Origin of the sequence: Bacillus cereus group sp. Bce019 (assembly GCF_051781745.1) — a bacterium.
In the GTDB taxonomy this organism is placed as follows: Bacteria; Bacillota; Bacilli; order Bacillales; family Bacillaceae_G; genus Bacillus_A; species Bacillus_A cereus.
Window position 1 is genome coordinate 1 of the sequence record NZ_JBPWJX010000098.1, and the last position, 278, is coordinate 278.

Consider the following 278-nt stretch of genomic DNA (forward strand, 5'->3'; position numbering starts at 1 on the left):
TCCTATTACTAACATTGTATGTTGTACCTTTAACTAGTTTTTCTATATCAATTTGAAAAATATCTCCATAATTAAATAATACTTCATTTGCATTATTAAAAAAAATATTTCTAACATTTTGGAATATTCCAGGAAACCATGGATTCTTAATTAATTGAATTATTCTTGCTGGAATTGAATATTTACCATCATTCACTAAATCAAAATATTCACAAATTATATTTCTATTAAAAAATTCAAATAAGTTTTTTTTATTAGTTATTAAATAAACAATTTCA

Annotated in this window: 1 protein-coding gene; it reads right to left on the minus strand. The window is 19.8% G+C overall.

Annotation, left to right across the window (positions count from 1 at the left end; translation table 11 throughout):
* On the minus strand, nt 1-278 hold a 278-nt coding region (locus ACS2QP_RS27605; RefSeq protein WP_438883040.1), incomplete at both ends, for a hypothetical protein.